We start from the raw sequence: 16,011 nt of genomic DNA, 5'->3' as shown, positions 1-16,011 counted from the left end.
ACGCATGCCCATCCCGGCAGCTGCGTGCGCATCGCACGGCTGCCATCCCGTTTGCGTGATGACAGGAGGAGCGACATGGTAGTCGCCGTGTATCCCGGTACGTTCGATCCGCTGACGCGCGGGCACGAAGACCTCGTGCGGCGTGCGTCGAGCATTTTTGATACGCTGGTGGTCGGTGTCGCCGACAGCCGCGCAAAAAAGCCGTTCTTCTCGCTCGAAGAACGTCTGACGATTGCGAACGAGGTGCTCGGCCATTATCCGAACGTGAAGGTGATGAGTTTCACCGGTCTCCTGAAGGACTTTGTCCGTACCAACAACGCACGCGTGATCGTGCGCGGCCTGCGCGCCGTGTCCGATTTCGAATATGAGTTCCAGATGGCAGGGATGAACCGTTATCTGCTGCCCGACGTCGAGACGATGTTCATGACGCCGTCCGATCAGTACCAGTTCATCTCGGGGACGATCGTGCGCGAAATCGCGCAGTTGGGCGGCGATGTCAGCAAGTTCGTGTTTCCGTCCGTCGAGAAGTGGCTGACCGAGAAAGTCACTGCGATGGGAGGCCCTGCCGCGTGACGCGGCGCCGGCCGGTTTCGTTGCGAAGCCGGCCGCCGGCCTGAAGAAGTGAGATCAGTATGGCTTTGATGATTACCGACGAGTGCATCAATTGCGACGTGTGCGAGCCCGAGTGCCCGAACGGCGCGATTTCGATGGGCCCGGACATCTACGTGATCGACCCGAACAAGTGCACCGAGTGCGTCGGCCATTTCGACGAACCGCAGTGCCAGCAGGTGTGTCCGGTCGAATGCATTCCGCGCGATCCGCAGCACGACGAATCGCACGCGCAATTGATGGAGAAGTATCACGCGTTGATCGCCGTGAAAGGCGACGACGCGTCGTGACCCTGCGGTGACGCGCGCGTTTCAGGCTATCGGCGCACGCGTCACGCTACCCGAGCGGCGCCGTCCGGCGCCGGTTCTTCCGTTTCAGGCAAGCAGCTCGCGCAGCGCCGCGACGAGCGCGTCGCATTCGGCGTCGGTGCCGACGGTGATGCGCAGATGCTGGTCGATCCGCGGCAGCCGGAAGTGCCGCACGAAAATTTCCCGTTCCTTCAGCTTTGCCGCGATCGCACCCGCATCGTGCGCGGGATGGCGCGCGAATACGAAATTCGCGGCCGACGGCACGATGTCGAAGCCGAGCGCGTCGAGTGCGTGCGTGAGCCGCGTGCGGCTGTCGATCACGCGCCGGCAGGTTGCGCCGAAATAATCGGTGTCTTCGTACGCGGCCTGCGCGGCAACCTGCGCGAGCCGGTCGAGCGGATAGGAGTTGAAGCTGTCCTTCACGCGGTTCAGCGCGTCGATCAGCGCCGCATCGCCGAACGCGAAGCCGACGCGCATGCCCGCGAGCGAGCGCGCCTTCGACGTCGTGTGCACGACGAGCAGGTTCGGATGGCGGTCGATCAGCGTAATCGCCGACTGCGCGCCGAAATCGACATAGGCCTCGTCGATCACGACGACCGACGACGGGTTCGCGGCCGCGATCCGCTCGACGTCCGCGAGCGGCAGCGCGCGCCCGGTCGGCGCGTTCGGGTTCGGAAACAGCACGCCGCCGGCGTCGTCGAGATAGTCGTCGACGCGGATCGAGAAATCGTCCGCCAGCGGCACGACCGTGGTCTCGACGCCGTACAGGCGCGCATAGGTCGGATAGAAGCTGTACGTGATGTCGGGAAAGCGCAGCGGCCGGTCGTGCTTCAGCAGCGCCTGGAACGTGTGCGCGAGCACTTCGTCGGAGCCGTTGCCGACGAATACCTGTTCCGGCTTGATGCGGTGATGGGCCGCGACCGTCTCGCGCAGCGCGCGCGCGACCGGATCCGGATAACGACGCAGCGTGTCGCCGGTCTCGCCGAGTTCGCGTGCGATCGCCGCGACGACGCGCGGCGACGGCGGATAGGGATTCTCGTTGGTGTTCAGCTTGACGGGGTGCGCGAGCGCGGGCTGCTCGCCCGGCACGTAAGGCACGAGTTGCTGAACGACGTCGCTCCAGTAACGGCTCACCGCTGGCTCCTGTAGGGCAAAACGACGAGATTACCGCATGTGCGCGTCGCGGTGGGGAGGGCGGTACGGCCCTGCGACGCCCGACGGCCCGATGCACCGGGCCGGTGCGACGCGATCAGTTGCGATGCAGCTGCATCGTCGCGCGGTCGAGTTCGCCCTTGACGACCATCGGCATCACGGCGAGCGCACGTTCGATCGACGCGTCGATCACGTCCTGTTCCTCGCGGCGCGGCGGCTTCAGCACGAAGTTCGCGACGTCGGGCTTCGCGCCGGCGCGTGCGCTTTCCGGAATCAGGTCGCGCGGATGGCCGATGCCGATCCGCAGCCGCCAGTAGTGCTGGGTCGACAGGTGCGCGGAGATGTCCTTGAGGCCGTTGTGGCCGCCGCTGCCGCCGCCGAGCTTCAGCTTCACGGTGCCGGGCGGCAGGTCGAGCTCGTCGTGCGCGACGAGGATCTGGTCGGGCAGGATCTTGAAGAATTGCGCGAGCGCGACGACCGACTGGCCGGAGCGGTTCATGTAGGTCTGCGGCTCGAGCAGGTGCACTTCCTCGCCATGCAGGCGCGCTTTCGCGTAGAAGCCGTGGAAGCGGCGCTCGTCGCGCAGCGTCGTGCCGGCTTCGCGGGCGAGCTGGTCGATCAGCCAGAAGCCTGCGTTATGGCGCGTCGCGGTGTATTCCGCCCCGGGATTGCCGAGGCCGACGATCAGTTTGATCATGACGTTTCGAAGGCGGCGGCTGCCGCCTGGGCGCAGAAAAAGAAAAACCCGCCGGGCAAGCCGCGGCGGGTTGCGTCGACCGTTTCGTGAAACGGATCGATGGGGCGCGTAGGCAGCCGCTTAGGCAGCCGGCGTTTCGCCTTCGCCTGCTGCGTCCGACACGGCACCAGCCGGGACCGTCGCCGAGGCGACAACCGGGTTTTCCGCATCGATGTGCGCGACCAGCGCGACGCCGTTCGGCAGCGTGATGTCCTTCGCGTGCAGCGACTGACCGGCTTCGATCTTCGACAGGTCGACTTCGAGGAACTCCGGCAGGGCAGCCGGCAGGCACTCGATTTCGATTTCCGTCGCGACGTGCGAAACGATCGCGCTCGACAGCTTCACGGCCGGGCTGATTTCAGCGTTCAGGAAGTGCAGCGGCACCTTCGTGTGCAGCTTCTTCGATGCGTCAACGCGCTGGAAGTCCACGTGCAGCACCAGTTGCTTGAACGGGTGGTATTGCACGTCGCGCAGCAGAACCTGTTGCGACTGGCCGGCCACTTCGAGCTCGAGGATCGACGAGTGGAAAGCTTCCTTCTTCAGGGCGTGCCACAGGGCGTTGTGATCGAGTTCGATCTTTTGCGGGGCAGCTTCGCCACCGTAAACGATACCCGTGGTCTTACCGGCGTTGCGCAGGCGGCGGCTCGCACCCGTACCTTGCTGTTGGCGCTCGAAAGCGACGACTTTCATGTGATTCTCCAATGGCTGCCCGCGACCAGGCAGTAAAACGGGGCCGTCAAACGGCGGCCCCCGATGAAACGGCCGGGGTTTCGTCTATCCCGTCCGATTGTGCAAAAAGCGAAGCGTTGCCGCTTCGCTTTCTGCGCATGCTTTGTTGCGTCGATTCGCGATCAGGATTCCGCGAACAGCGACATCACCGAATCGCCGCGGCGGATCCGCGAGAACGTCTCGGCCAGCAGGCTCGCGCTCGTCAGCGAGCGGATCTTCGAGCACGCCAGCGATTCGGCCGACAGCGGGATCGTATCGGTGACGACCAGCTCGTCGAGTGCCGATGCGGCGATGCGGTCGGCGGCGCCGCCCGACAGCACGGGGTGCGTCGCGTACGCGAACACCTGCTTCGCACCGCGATCCTTCAGCACTTGCGCGGCCTTGCAGAGCGTGCCGGCCGTATCGACCATGTCGTCCATGATCACGCAGGTGCGGCCTTCGACTTCACCGATGATGTTCATCACTTCGGCGACGTTCGCCTTCGGGCGACGCTTGTCGATGATCGCGAGATCGCAGTTGAGCTGCTTCGCGAGTGCCCGGGCACGCACCACGCCGCCGACGTCCGGCGACACGACGAGCAGATCCGAGTAGTTCTGCTTGCGCAGGTCACCCAGCAGGATCGGCGTTGCGTAGATGTTGTCGACCGGGATGTCGAAGAAGCCCTGAATCTGGTCGGCGTGCAGATCCATCGTGATGATCCGCTCGACGCCGGCGATTTCCAGCATGTTCGCGACGACCTTCGCCGAGATCGCAACGCGCGCCGAACGCGGGCGGCGATCCTGACGGGCGTAGCCGAAGTAGGGGATGGCTGCAGTGATCCGGCCGGCGGATGCGCGCTTGAGCGCATCGACCATGATCATCAGTTCCATCAGGTTGTCGTTCGCCGGAGCGCACGTGGATTGCAGGACGAAGACGTCCTTGCCACGCACGTTTTCCTGGATCTCGACCTGGATCTCGCCGTCGGAGAAACGGCTGACCATCGCTTTGCCGAGGGGAATTCCAAGAATGTTGACGACTTCCTGGGCGAGCGCGGGATTCGCGTTGCCAGTAAAAACCATCAGGCCGTCATGGCTGCTCATCGTGCACCTGCTTCAGGCTTAGGCGGGAAATGCGGGAAAATTTTTGGCAGGGGAGGAAGGACTCGAACCCTCGCATGCCGGAATCAAAATCCGGTGCCTTGACCAACTTGGCGACTCCCCTACACTTAACTGATAACTTCACTGGACTTGTGTAGGCCGTCCGGCAAAGTAAAACTTCATGACGCGAAAGCGAAGAGCGGATGCTCGTTCAGGCTCTCGGCAACTGCGCCGTTCCAACTGGCGGGCAGCTTGGCTTTCGCCGCTTCTGCCTCGTGCTTGCTGTGAAACGCTGCAAACACGCTTGCTCCGGAGCCGGTCATCCTCGCGGGGGTCACATCATACAACCATTTGACCACCTGCGCAACTTCCGCGTACTTACTTGTCACAACTTGCTGCATATCGTTCCGGCCGAAGCTGTCTGGCCATCCCGCATCGCTGTTTTGCTGTGCAAGAAAGTCAGCAATTGTGACGGGCTTCGAATCTCTTGTCAACAACTCATCTGAAAATATTTCAGCGGTCGGGACATGAACGCGTGGCGTCACAACCAAGAACCAGCGAGTCGGCAATTCTACCTCAGCTAATTCTTCTCCGATACCCTCTGCGAACGCATTTTTTCCAAAAATAAAAAACGGGACGTCTGCGCCGAGTTTTACCGCGAGCGACTGGAGCTCCGTGCGCGGCAGGTCGAGTTGCCACAGCCGGTTCAGCGCGAGCAGCGTCGTCGCCGCGTCGGAGCTGCCGCCGCCGAGGCCGGCGCCCATCGGCAGGCACTTGTCGATCTCGATGTCGACACCGAATGCGGTGCCCGTGTGCGCCTTCAGCAGGTTGGCCGCGCGTACGACGAGGTCGCTTTCCTCGGGCACGCCGGGCACGTCGGTGACGCGCGCGACGCGGCCGTCGTCACGCAGCGTGAAGTGCAGCGTGTCGCCCCAGTTCAGCAATTGGAACACGCTCTGCAGATCGTGATAGCCGTTCGGGCGGCGGCCGGTGATGTGCAGGAACAGGTTGAGTTTCGCGGGCGCAAGGCAGTTGCGCAGCGAGCGGGTCGAATCGGTCATGCGTATGTCGAGGCTAGGCGCGCGTGCTCACTGATCGAGCACGAGCTTGATATCGAGCGGCGGTGTCGCACGCACGAGGTTGACGCGTTTGACGCCCGTGGCCGGGGCATCCGCGTAGGCAAGGTAGTCGATCGTCCAGCCGTCCTGGCGGATCTGCTTGACGCGCGTGCCGTCGGCCGGATCGCGTAGCGTCGCCGCGGGCGTCGCGGGCGCAGGCGTCGGCAGCAGCCAGTAGCGCAGGCCCGCGAGCGGCAGTGCGAAGCCGAGCGTTCGCTGCATCAGGTCGCCGACGTCTGCCGCATATTGCGTCGGACGGTTCGGCAGCTCGAGCGACGCTGCCTGCGGCGTCGATTTCACGACCGCGAGCGTCTGGCCGAGCGGGCTACGCAGTTCGAGCGCTACGTCGTCGCCGTGCTCCTGCCAGTCGAAGTTGCCGTACACGTTCTGTTGTCTGCCGAGACGGTCGTCGTACTGCACCGCGAAGCGGCCATGGTAAGCGTGCGTCGCCGTGGTCTGCTGCACCGCGCCGGTCGGCGCGCTTGCCGATGGCGGCGTGCTCGCGCAGCCGGCGAGCGCGAGCGCTGCGCCGGCCGCGGCCAGCGTGCGCCGCGCGCGGGAGGACAGGGAAAGCATCGGGAACATCTGCATCAGAGGCCGTTGATCTGCAGGCGTTTCAGCGTCTGCACGAGCGTTTCGTTGTCGGGCTCGAGCTTCTGCGCGGCACGCCACGCGGAGCGTGCGTCGTCCTGCGCGCCGCTCTTCCACAGCACTTCGCCGAGATGCGCGCCGATTTCGGCGTTCGGCTGCAGTTCGTACGCGCGCTGCAGGACCTTCGCCGCGCCGGCCGTGTCGCCCATCCGGTACTTCACCCAGCCGAGGCTGTCCATGATGTAGGCATCGTTCGGCGCGAGCGTCATCGCCTTGTCGATCAGCTTGCTGGCTTCCGGCAGGCGCTGGTTGCGGTCGGCGAGCGAATAACCGAGCGCGTTGTACGCCTGCGGGTTGTCGGGCTGCGTGCGGATCAGCTCGCGCAACTGCTTTTCCATCGTCGTGTAGTGGCCGGTCTTTTCGGCCGCCATCGCGTAGTCGTAGCGCAGGTCGGGATCGTCGGGGAAGTCCTGGACCGCCTGCCCGAGCCGTGCCTCGGCTTCCGGATAGCGTTTCGCGGTGAACAGGATCGACGCGTCGGTGCGCGCGACCACGGCCGCGTCGCGCGGATCGGTGATCGGCAGGTCGTCGAGCACCTTGCGCGCCTCGTCGGTCTTGCCCTGTTTCTGCAGCAACTGCGCGCGCGTGATCTGCGCGGGGAGATAGTGCTGGCTCGTCTGGTCGACCTTGTCGAGCCATTGCGACGCCTGCGCGTCGTTGTCCTGGTCGATCGCGATCTGCGCGAGGTAGATGTAGCCCTGGCCGACGTCGAGGTTCGGCTGCTTGTCGCCGAGCTGCACGTACTGTTTCAGGTAGGCGGTCGCTTCGTCGAGTTTCTTCAGCTGGATCTTGATCAGCGCGAGCGCCATCAGCGGCGTCGGATCCTTCGAGTCGAGCTTGCGCATCGTCTCGAACTGCTTCTGCGCGTCGTCGAGGCGATCGTCGGCGAGATAGAGCTGCGACAGCGCGAGCCGCGCGTCGCGCGACCTCGGATTCTGCTGAACATATTTCTCGAACGACGCGATGCCCGCCGCGCGCTCCGCCGGCCCCATCTGCGACAGCATCAGGGCTGCCGGCAGGTAGTCGGGGCGGAGCTGCAGCGCCTGCTTCAGCGACTGCGCGGCGCCGTCCTTGTCGTCGACCGCGAGCTGTTGCCGCGCGATCGCGAGCTGCGCCTCGGGCCGGCTCATGTCGTTCTTCAGCATGTCCTTCAGCACCGCGAGGCCGCCGACGCGGTCGGAGCCGCGCACGAGCAGCGCCTGCAGCGCGAGGATCGCGGGGCCGCGCGTTTCGCCGGTCGCGCGGGCCAGCTCGCGCGCGAGCATCGGCTGCGCGTCGGCCGGCTTGCCGGCGAGCACCAGCAGCGCGGCGTCGACCTGCGACGCCCGGTTCGAGTCCGGCGCGTACTGGCGCCACAGATTCGCGGCTGACAGCGCATCGGCCGGGCTCTGTGCGCCGAGCGCGATCTCGGTCGCACGCTGCGCCATGCGCGGATCGCGCGTGTCGCGGGCGAGTGCGAGGTAGGTCTGGTACGCCGGCGCAGGCTGGTTGCGCTGGAGCGCGACCTCGGCCGCGAGCACCTGGTAGACGATCTGGCTCGTCAGCGGGACGCCGGGAAGATTCTTCTGCTCGTCCGGCATCACATGCTCGAACGCACCCTGCGGCTCCGCGTCGTCCGATGCCGGATCCTGCGCGTGAGCCGGGAAGGCGGTGAGGGTCCAGGCGGCAAACAGCGCGGCGCCGAGTGCACGACGGACCGGGAAGGCGCGCACGCCGCGCGCGGCGGCGGGGCGCTTCTGAAGCAGCTTCGAGGGCAGAGTCATGGAAATCCGTTCGATGTTTCAACCGATTGTAACGCGCTCGCTACAATACACGCACGATCGTGAATCGAGTCTCAGACCCGTAAAACATGCCAGAGTTGCCAGAAGTCGAAGTCACGCGCCGGGGCATCGAGCCCTTTGTCGCGGGCCGCCGCGTCGAGCGTGTCGACGTCCGTACCGCGATGCTGCGCTGGCCCGTGCCGGCGGGGCTCGCCGAGCAATTGCGCGCGCGCGAGGTGCTCGCCGTCGAGCGGCGCGGCAAGTACCTGCTGTTCGAGGTCGACGCGGGCTGGTTCATCGTCCATCTCGGCATGACGGGCACGCTGCGCGTGCTGCCCGCGGCCGGCGTGCCGGTCGCCGCGAAGCACGACCACATCGACTGGATCTTCGACGAATTCGTGCTGCGGTTCCGCGATCCGCGCCGCTTCGGCGCGGTGCTGTGGCACCCGCGCGAGGCGGGCGACGTGCATGCGCATCCGCTTCTCGCGAGCCTCGGCGTCGAGCCGTTTTCGCCGGCGTTCACCGGCGCGCTGCTGCACGCGCGCACGCGCGGCCGCACGGTGTCGGTCAAGCAGGCGCTGCTCGCGGGCGACATGGTCGTCGGCGTCGGCAACATCTATGCGTCGGAGAGCCTGTTTCGCGCCGGCATCCGGCCGACGACGGCCGCGGGCAAGGTGTCGCTGCCGCGCTACGAGCGGCTGGCCGACGCGGTGCGCGCGACGCTCGCCGATGCGATCGAGCGCGGCGGCAGCACGTTGCGCGACTTTGTCGGCAGCAACGGCGAAAGCGGCTATTTCCAGCTCGACTGCTTCGTCTACGACCGTGCCGGCCAGCCTTGCCGCGTATGCGGCACGCCGATCCGCCAGATCGTGCAGGGCCAGCGGTCGACCTATTTCTGCCCGACCTGCCAGCGTTGAAACCTTTTTCCGCGATTAGATAACTTGAAGCCGCCCCGCATCGCCCCCGCTCCGTTCCCCGTCACGCCGCTGCACCTCACGTTCGCCCCGCGCCTGGTCGCGTGGCAGCGCGAACACGGCCGCCACGACCTGCCATGGCAGAACACCCGCGATCCGTACCGGATCTGGCTGTCGGAAATCATGCTGCAGCAGACGCAGGTGTCGACCGTCATCCCGTATTACGCGCGCTTTCTCGAACGCTACCCGGACGTCGCCGCGCTCGCGGCCGCGCCGATCGACGACGTGATGGCGCTGTGGGCGGGGCTCGGCTACTACTCGCGCGCGCGCAACCTGTACCGCTGCGCGCAGGTCGTCGTCGCCGAGCACGGCGGCGCGTTTCCGGCGACGCCCGACGCGCTGGCCGAACTGCCTGGCATCGGCCGCTCGACGGCCGCGGCGATCGCGTCGTTCGCGTACGGCGCGCGCGCGACGATCCTCGACGGCAACGTGAAGCGCGTGCTCGCGCGGGTGTTCGGCGTCGAGGGTTTTCCGGGCGAGAAGCGCGTCGAGAACGACATGTGGGCGCTCGCCGAATCGCTGCTGCCCGACGCCGCGAACGCGGCGGACGTGAGCGCCTATACGCAGGGCCTGATGGATCTCGGCGCGACGCTGTGCGTGCGCGGCAAGCCCGATTGCGCGCGTTGCCCGTTCGCGGGCGACTGCGTCGCGCAATCGACGGGCCGCCAGCGCGAACTGCCGGCCGCACGGCCGAAGAAGGCCGTGCCGACGCGCAAGACCTGGATGCTCGTGCTGCGCGATGGCGACGCCGTGCTGCTCGAGCGGCGGCCGCCGGCCGGCATCTGGGGCGGCCTGTGGAGCCTGCCGCAAGCGGACGGGGACGCCGCGCTCGCGGAGCTTGCGCACGGCTTCGGCGGCGGCGGTCCGGTGCCGCTTGCGCCGTTCACGCACACGTTCACGCATTTCCGGCTCGAGATCGAGCCGCGGCTGAGCGACATGGCGGACGGCGGCGGCTTGCCGTCGCATGCGCGGGACGCGGAGACCGCATGGGTGCCGCTGAGCCGGCTCGATGCGTACGGCGTGCCGGCGCCCGTGCGCAAGCTGCTCGATGCACTGAGCGGGCCGCTGCTTTGACGAACAGGGAAGGGCGCGGGCCGCGCGCTCAAGAAAACGCCGGGCCGTCCCAGGTTTTCCGCGCGGAAGGAAATCCCGTTGGGGCATGACTCCTTCGGCGGAGGGCCTGGCGTGAAGCGACAGGTTCGTGGGCGCTCAAGAAAACGCCGGGCCGCCCCAAGTTTTCTTGCCCCCCTCGGGGGGGCTGGCGCGAAGCGACAGGTTTGGGGGGCCTCACAGCCAGCCGTGCCGGCCGAGCACGTGATGCACGGCGTCGATGCGTGCGCCGACGTCCGGAAACTCCATCAGCTTTTGCCGCGCGCGCAGGTCGAGCGGCAGCAGTTCCGACAGGCGGTTCGACACCCAGCTCGGATCGTCTAGGCGGAACGGTTCGCCGAACGGCAGCTTGCCCGGCTCGGATTTCTTCAGCGCGTCGATGATGCGCTCGAGCACCTCGGCGCACGAGCCGAACTGCGCGAGTGCCTGCTCGCCTTCGAGCGGGATGTCGTCGGGCAGCGGCTCCGCGATGCCGACCAGCAGCCCGTTGCCTTCGACGCGATACGACAGCAGTTCGAAACGCTGCGTGCCGACCGCCTGCAGGAACAGCATCCCGAATTCGCCGGTATCGCACTCGGTGATGCGCGCCATGCAGCCGATGGTCTCGGGCACCGACACGGCGCCGTCCTGTGCGACTTCGGGCCCGCTCTTCAGCAGGCACACGCCGAATGGCGCGTCGTCGCGCAGGCACGCGCGGGACATGTCGAGATAGCGCGCCTCGAACACCTTGAGCGGGAGCAGGCCCCCAGGAAACAGCACCGTGTGCAGCGGAAACAGCGGCAGGTCGATCAGGGTGGTCGATAGAGAGGACATGGCGCGCTGGCGAAGGGGCGGGTGTCGCTAGGGTCGGTCGACCTCGGAGACGAGCCGCGACGACGCGTCGACATCCACTGGCGCGTCACGATGCCGCACGATCACGTTCGCCTCGTGCGCGAGGCGCGCGGCGAGCGTTTCCGCAATGAACACCGAGCGATGCTGGCCGCCCGTGCAGCCGATGGCGACGGTCAGGTAGCTGCGGTTGTCATCGCGGAAGTGCGGCAGCCATTTCATCAGGAACGCATGGATGTCGTCGATCATCTGGTGGACGATCGGCAGTGCGTCGAGAAAGGCGATGACCGGCTGGTCGAGCCCGGTGAGCGGGCGCAACTCGTGGTCGTAGTACGGATTCGGCAGCGCGCGCACGTCGAACATCAGGTCGGCGTCGAGCGGCACGCCGCGCTTGAAGCCGAACGATTCGAACATCACCATCAGGTCGTTGTTCTTCTGCTCGATGAAGCGCTTGACCCACGTGCGCAGTACGTTCGCGCGCAGCGTGCTCGTATCGATCTGGTGGCCGAACTCGGCGAGCGGCGCGACGAGGTCGCGTTCGCGCTCGATCGCTTCCTCGAGCGACGACAGCAGGCCGACGTCCGCATCGTGCGACATCGAGCCGGACAGCGGATGGCGGCGGCGCGTTTCGGAGAAGCGCTGGATCAGCGCCTGGGTACTCGCGTTGAGGAACAGCACGCGGACGTCGTGCTCGCGCGACAGCTCGCGGATCAGGCCGGGCATTTCATCGAGCGATGCGCTCGAGCGCGCGTCGATCGCGACCGCGAGCCGGCGCTGACCGTCCTGGGCGAGGTAGCGGGCGAGTTCGGGGAGCACATGCGGCGGCAGGTTGTCGACGCAGTAATAGCCTGCGTCTTCGAGCGCGTTCAGCGCGACGGACTTGCCTGAGCCGGAGATGCCGGTGATTAGGACGATGCGCATGGGAAGCAGAGAATCCTGACGTTTCATCATAGCACCGGCTCGACGCGTCGGCGTTGCGCGGCCGGCGCGTGCGGGTTACACCAGTTTGCCGGGGAACTGACTGTCGGGATCTTGCATCGCGAGTCGTTGCCGATCCATGAAATCGCGCAACGTGTCGATTCCGCGCAACTGCAGGATCGTGTTCCGGACGGCAGCCTCGACGAGCACCGCGAGGTTGCGGCCGGCCGCAACCTGGATCGTGACCTTGCTGATCGGCAAACCGAGCACGTCGACGGTCTGGCTTTCGAGCGGCAGGCGCTGGAATTCGCCGTCGGGGCGCCGCACCAGCTGGACGATCAGCTTCAGCTTCATTTTCCGCCGTACGGCGGTTTCACCGAAAATCGTCTTGATGTCGAGCAGGCCGAGGCCGCGCACTTCGAGCAGGTTCTGCAGCAGCGGCGGGCAGCGCCCTTCGACGAAATCGGGGCCAAGACGGACGAAATCGACCGCGTCGTCGGCGACGAGGCCGTGCCCGCGGCTGATCAGCTCGAGGCCGAGTTCGCTTTTGCCGAGGCCCGAATCGCCGGTCAGCAGCACGCCCATCCCGAGGATGTCGAGGAACACGCCGTGCAGCGTCGCGCGCGGCGCGAGGATGCGCGACATGTAGAGCCGCAGGCTGTCGATTACCGCGGCGGCCGACATCGGCGTCGTGAACAGCGGGGTCGACGAGCGCGTGCAGCGCAGCACGAGTTCGGGCGGCGCCGCGGCGCCGCCGGCGACGACGAGGAACGGCGGTTCGAGCGCGATCAGCTCGGCCATGTGGCGCGAGCGGTCTTCGTCGGTCTGGCGCTGGTAGTAGTCGATTTCGGCTTCGCCCAGCACCTGGATCCGGTTCGGGTGGATCAGGTTCAGGTGGCCGACGAGGTCGGCGCTCGACGTCGCGTTGCCGACCGTGTCGGCGGAGAAGCCGCGTTCCCAGCCTTCATGCCCCGTCAGCCAGCTCAGTTTCAGCGTGGCCGCGTTGTCGTCGAAGATGCTCTGGGCGTTGATGCTGGACGTATCCATGACTCTCGTCACTCCAATGGGCCGGTGCATGCGCGCGGCGACGGACGTCGCCATGCCGGGCCGGCGCCGGGCGGCCCTGGACGGCGGCGCATGCCGCCTCGTACGGGAAAATATTCCGCCCGGATCAACTCAAGGTTGCCACTGACTGAGCAGGCGATGCAACTCGGCGATATCCGTTTCGTTATGCAGACGCTCGCGCGCGTCGCGATCGGACAGCAGTTGCGCGATTTCCGACAGGATTTCGAGGTGCTGCTGGGTGGCTTGCTCGGGCACGAGCAGGAAGATCAGGAGGCCGACCGGCTGGCCGTCGGGTGCCTCGAACGGGATCGCGTCGGCGAGCCGGACAAACGCGGCGAGCGGGTGCTTGAGACCCTTGATGCGCCCGTGCGGAATCGCGACGCCTTCGCCGAGCCCGGTCGAGCCGAGGCGCTCGCGCGCGAACAGGTTGTCCGTGACGGTGCTGCGGGCGATGCCGTTCTGATTCTCGAACATCAGCCCGGCTTGTTCGAACACGCGTTTCTTGCTGGTGACCGAGAGGTCGATGACGACGTTCTCTATGGGCAGGATTTTGGCTAGGCGATTCATGTTGGCAGGCGATTGGGCGGCCTGGGGTCTCCTTGCGGCGGCAGACTGATTTTCCATGTTCGGCGATATCAAGGCATTTGGCATCGGCAACCTGCAACGCAGCTACCGCACCCAACGCCCCCCGGCGATAACCGGAACATTATAGAGCACAGCCGCGTGCGTGGCGCAGCATGGACGGACCGGTCGCACCACGGCGAGGAGTCGCAAAAAAAACGCCCGGCGAACCGGGCGGCGTGCGTGTTGCGGGGACGGTTACTGCGGCGGCAGTTCGATCTGGTCGATCGACGGTTGAAGCTTGATCGGATCGTGCGCGTGCGTTTGCAGGCGCTCCATGTGCTTGACGACCTGGCGATCCAGCTTGTCGATCAACAGATCGATCGCGGCGTACAGGTTGCCGTTCGCGCTTTCGACGAAGATGTCCTTGCCCTTCAGGTGCAGGTTGATTTCCGCGCGCTGCTGCTTGTCCTTTTCCTTGTGATTGTCGACCGAGAGGATCACAGTGCCATCGATCACCTGATCGCTATGCCGTAGCACCCTGTCCAGCTTGGTGATCACGTATTCGCGAATTGCAGGCGTGACTTCGAGATGATGTCCACTGATCTTCAGGTTCATAGTGCTTCTCCAAGCGAGTGACCACCCGGCCGCATCGAGGCGGCGCTCCGGTCGACTTGCCCGTGCCGCGCGAGGCGGTGTATCGCGGACAGGTCGCCCGGCCTGTTCCCCGTGTGCGCGGTGGCCGGAACACGCCTGCCGCCGGGCAGGCAGCAGGCTAAAGAGACTTGCGTAGATTCACTGCCGGGATCTTGAGGGCTTCGCGATATTTGGCAACCGTGCGGCGCGCGACCACGAAACCCTGTTCTGCCAGCAGCTCGGCAATGCGGCTGTCCGAAAGTGGCGATTTTGGGTCTTCAGCTCCTATCAGTTGCTTGATCAGGGCTCGGATGGCGGTCGACGAGGCGGCGCCACCGGTGTCGGTTGAAACGTGTGATCCGAAGAAGTACTTAAATTCAAGCGTCCCGAACGGGGTCAGCATGTACTTGCCTGTTGTCACACGGCTGACAGTCGACTCGTGTAGGCCCAGCGTATCAGCTATTTCCCGCAAAACCAAGGGGCGCATGGCAATTTCACCGTGCGCAAAGAAATTCTTCTGACGTTCGACAATAGCCTGCGCGACACGCAGGATCGTGTCGAAACGCTGCTGGATGTTCTTGATCAGCCAGCGTGCTTCCTGGAGCTGCTGCTTCAGCGAACCGGCCGACGGATCGCCGCGGCTGTTGCGCAGGATGTTCGCGTAGAGGTTGTTGATCCGCAGGCGCGGCACGACCTCCGGATTGAGTTCCGCGAGCCATCCCTGACCGGCCTTCTTCACGATGATGTCGGGCACGACGTAGTCGGCCTCGGCCTTGCCGTACGCGGCGCCGGGGAACGGCTCCAGCGAGCGGATCAGCGCGTGCGCGTCGCGCAGCGCGTCGTCGCTCGCCTTCAGGTGCTTGCGCAACCGCGTGAAGTCGCGTGCGGCGAGCAGTTCGAGATGCTGCGACACGATCTCGAGCGCGAGCGTGCGCGTCGGGGACGGATCGAGGCGCAGCAACTGCAGCTTCAGGCATTCGGATGCCGAGCGGGCACCGACCCCGGCCGGGTCGAAGCTGTGCAGCAGCGCGAGCGCCGCGTTCAGTTCGTCGCAGTCGATCTCCAGCTCGGACGGCAGGTCGGCGAGCACTTCGTCGAGCGTGGCGGTCAGGTAGCCGTCGTCGTCGAGCGATTCGATCAGGAACATCACGAGCGCGCGATCGCGCGGGCCGGCCTGCGTGACACGCAACTGCGCGGACAGGTGGTCGCGCAGCGACGTCGCGGCTTCCTGCACCTGCAGCGGCGGGAGGTCGTCGTCGTCGGACGCGCCGCTCGAGCGGCCGAATTCGTCGAGATTCCATTGCGGGCCGTCGTTACCGTCGCCGGACCCATAACCTTCGTACTCGTCGGCGCCGGCCGGCTCGTCGCGCTCCGCGCGATCGCCCGACGTGCTGCCGCTGCTGTTTGACGGGGCCGGCTCGGTGTTCTGGCCGGGAGGTGTCTGCGCGATCAGCGATCCGTCCGCGGCGACGCGCAGCGGGCTTACGATCCATTCGTCGTCGTTCTCGAGCAGCGGGTTCTGCGCGACGGCCATCGCGACTTCCTGTTGCAATTCGAGCGTCGACAACTGCAGGAGCCGGATCGACTGCTGTAGCTGGGGCGTCAGCGCCAGATGTTGCGACAGGCGGAGTTGAAGGCTGGCTTTCATGGCGAGGAGGGAGTCATACCGGCAGTGTGCCACGACCCAGGCGCGTTGAGCCATCCGCGATTACGCGCGGCGCGCCGCCCGGTCGCGGGCATGGCCGCGAAGCGGGGCGCGGCCCCGCGCGGCGGTGCCGGG

The 16,011-nt window shown here is 66.1% G+C and carries 17 protein-coding genes and 1 tRNA gene; 4 read left to right on the top strand and 14 right to left on the bottom strand.

The features are described from left to right. Positions 1 to 75: 75 nt before the first annotated feature. On the top strand, positions 76 to 573 hold the full coding sequence (coaD, locus tag LXM88_RS20165) for a pantetheine-phosphate adenylyltransferase (protein WP_021163047.1): 498 nt from the start codon (positions 76 to 78) through the stop codon (positions 571 to 573). Positions 574 to 632: 59 nt separating this feature from the next. Next, positions 633 to 899 (top strand): YfhL family 4Fe-4S dicluster ferredoxin, encoded by a 267-nt coding sequence (locus tag LXM88_RS20160; protein WP_006477774.1) that lies wholly within the window; start codon positions 633 to 635, stop codon positions 897 to 899. Positions 900 to 983: 84 nt separating this feature from the next. On the opposite strand, the gene hisC is transcribed toward LXM88_RS20160, so the two are convergent. The 8 genes from hisC to LXM88_RS20120 all read right to left on the bottom strand — a co-directional run bounded on the left by hisC (position 984) and on the right by LXM88_RS20120 (position 8,142). Beyond that, positions 984 to 2,051: a histidinol-phosphate transaminase gene (gene hisC, locus LXM88_RS20155; RefSeq protein WP_262536605.1), complete on the bottom strand. Its 1,068-nt coding sequence runs from the start codon at positions 2,049 to 2,051 to the stop codon at positions 984 to 986. Between the two features lie 115 nt (positions 2,052 to 2,166). Further along, positions 2,167 to 2,766, bottom strand: coding sequence for an aminoacyl-tRNA hydrolase (pth, locus tag LXM88_RS20150; RefSeq protein WP_034179071.1), 600 nt, complete (start codon positions 2,764 to 2,766; stop codon positions 2,167 to 2,169). Between the two features lie 120 nt (positions 2,767 to 2,886). Then, positions 2,887 to 3,495: a 50S ribosomal protein L25/general stress protein Ctc gene (locus tag LXM88_RS20145; RefSeq protein WP_262536604.1), complete on the bottom strand. Its 609-nt coding sequence runs from the start codon at positions 3,493 to 3,495 to the stop codon at positions 2,887 to 2,889. Between the two features lie 161 nt (positions 3,496 to 3,656). Beyond that, positions 3,657 to 4,613 (bottom strand): ribose-phosphate pyrophosphokinase, encoded by a 957-nt coding sequence (locus tag LXM88_RS20140; RefSeq protein ID WP_034179069.1) that lies wholly within the window; start codon positions 4,611 to 4,613, stop codon positions 3,657 to 3,659. A 44-nt stretch (positions 4,614 to 4,657) separates the two neighbouring features. Beyond that, positions 4,658 to 4,734, bottom strand: a tRNA-Gln gene (locus LXM88_RS20135). A gap of 55 nt (positions 4,735 to 4,789) precedes the next feature. Then, entirely contained in the window at positions 4,790 to 5,671 is an 882-nt protein-coding gene (gene ispE / locus LXM88_RS20130) for a 4-(cytidine 5'-diphospho)-2-C-methyl-D-erythritol kinase (RefSeq protein WP_262536603.1), read from the bottom strand. Between the two features lie 27 nt (positions 5,672 to 5,698). Next, positions 5,699 to 6,319 (bottom strand): lipoprotein insertase outer membrane protein LolB, encoded by a 621-nt coding sequence (gene lolB, locus LXM88_RS20125; RefSeq protein WP_262536602.1) that lies wholly within the window; start codon positions 6,317 to 6,319, stop codon positions 5,699 to 5,701. Further along, on the bottom strand, positions 6,319 to 8,142 hold the full coding sequence (locus tag LXM88_RS20120) for a tetratricopeptide repeat protein (RefSeq protein ID WP_262536601.1): 1,824 nt from the start codon (positions 8,140 to 8,142) through the stop codon (positions 6,319 to 6,321). The genes lolB and LXM88_RS20120 overlap by 1 nt, the downstream gene beginning before the upstream one ends. Before the next feature lie 86 nt (positions 8,143 to 8,228). On the opposite strand from LXM88_RS20120, the gene mutM reads away from it, so the two are divergent. Both mutM and mutY read left to right on the top strand, forming a co-directional pair. Next, positions 8,229 to 9,056, top strand: coding sequence for a bifunctional DNA-formamidopyrimidine glycosylase/DNA-(apurinic or apyrimidinic site) lyase (mutM, locus tag LXM88_RS20115; RefSeq protein WP_048246970.1), 828 nt, complete (start codon positions 8,229 to 8,231; stop codon positions 9,054 to 9,056). Between the two features lie 24 nt (positions 9,057 to 9,080). Further along, positions 9,081 to 10,187 (top strand): A/G-specific adenine glycosylase, encoded by a 1,107-nt coding sequence (mutY, locus tag LXM88_RS20110; RefSeq protein WP_262536596.1) that lies wholly within the window; start codon positions 9,081 to 9,083, stop codon positions 10,185 to 10,187. 213 nt (positions 10,188 to 10,400) lie between these two features. Here the strand turns inward: mutY and LXM88_RS20105 are convergent, their stop codons facing one another. The 6 genes from LXM88_RS20105 to LXM88_RS20080 form a co-directional block, all read right to left on the bottom strand. Next, the gene (locus LXM88_RS20105; RefSeq protein ID WP_047899051.1) at positions 10,401 to 11,036 is read right to left on the bottom strand and encodes an LON peptidase substrate-binding domain-containing protein; all 636 of its coding nucleotides are present in this window, start codon (positions 11,034 to 11,036) and stop codon (positions 10,401 to 10,403) included. A 27-nt stretch (positions 11,037 to 11,063) separates the two neighbouring features. Further along, on the bottom strand, positions 11,064 to 11,972 hold the full coding sequence (gene rapZ / locus LXM88_RS20100) for an RNase adapter RapZ (protein WP_262536593.1): 909 nt from the start codon (positions 11,970 to 11,972) through the stop codon (positions 11,064 to 11,066). Between the two features lie 75 nt (positions 11,973 to 12,047). Then, positions 12,048 to 13,016 carry an HPr(Ser) kinase/phosphatase gene (hprK, locus tag LXM88_RS20095; RefSeq protein ID WP_006483133.1) on the bottom strand — a complete coding sequence of 323 codons (969 nt, stop codon included), beginning with the start codon at positions 13,014 to 13,016 and terminating at the stop codon, positions 12,048 to 12,050. Positions 13,017 to 13,145: 129 nt separating this feature from the next. Further along, a complete protein-coding gene (locus tag LXM88_RS20090; protein WP_262536579.1) occupies positions 13,146 to 13,685 on the bottom strand; it encodes a PTS sugar transporter subunit IIA in 540 nt (179 codons plus the stop codon). A gap of 168 nt (positions 13,686 to 13,853) precedes the next feature. Next, positions 13,854 to 14,213 (bottom strand): ribosome hibernation-promoting factor, HPF/YfiA family, encoded by a 360-nt coding sequence (gene hpf, locus LXM88_RS20085; protein WP_006477786.1) that lies wholly within the window; start codon positions 14,211 to 14,213, stop codon positions 13,854 to 13,856. Positions 14,214 to 14,370: 157 nt separating this feature from the next. After that, a complete protein-coding gene (locus LXM88_RS20080; RefSeq protein ID WP_262536511.1) occupies positions 14,371 to 15,879 on the bottom strand; it encodes an RNA polymerase factor sigma-54 in 1,509 nt (502 codons plus the stop codon). Positions 15,880 to 16,011 lie beyond the last annotated feature (132 nt).

Source organism: Burkholderia sp. S-53 (assembly GCF_025560745.1).
GTDB lineage: Bacteria > Pseudomonadota > Gammaproteobacteria > Burkholderiales > Burkholderiaceae > Burkholderia > Burkholderia pyrrocinia.
The sequence above is the reverse complement of the archived record's forward strand: the minus strand, read 5'-3'. Positions and strand labels throughout refer to the sequence as shown.